This is a genomic window from Bacillus sp. SIMBA_008 (genome assembly GCF_046535495.1).
In the GTDB taxonomy this organism is placed as follows: domain Bacteria; phylum Bacillota; class Bacilli; order Bacillales; family Bacillaceae; genus Bacillus; species Bacillus subtilis.
Genome location: NZ_JAWRWL010000538.1, coordinates 1 through 268 on the forward strand (window position 1 = coordinate 1; position 268 = coordinate 268).

1 protein-coding gene is annotated in these 268 nt (G+C 70.5%); it reads right to left on the bottom strand.

All coding sequences use genetic code 11. The features are described 5' to 3' along the window. The coding region (locus SB658_RS24355) for a hypothetical protein (RefSeq protein WP_410602934.1) at nt 1-268 on the bottom strand (268 nt) is incomplete at both ends.

Below are 268 nucleotides of genomic sequence, written 5' to 3' on the forward strand. Positions count from 1 at the left end.
GGATCGACCTCGCTGACCGAGACGGCCATGTTCTGCGGGGCCCAGATCTGACAGAGGGCGAGCCAGGCGATGCTGACGATCGCGAAGACGAGACCCTGCACGATCGGGAACGCCGGCTGCGGGGTGCCGAGCGCGATGACGAGCATCAGCGCCGCGCCGGCGGGCAGCAGCGCCCATGCCACCTGCGGCAGCCGCAGGGCGAGGGATGCCGTGACGGTCGTGACCACGAGCGCCAGCAGGAACGGGACGATCAGATGTCCGTCGGCCG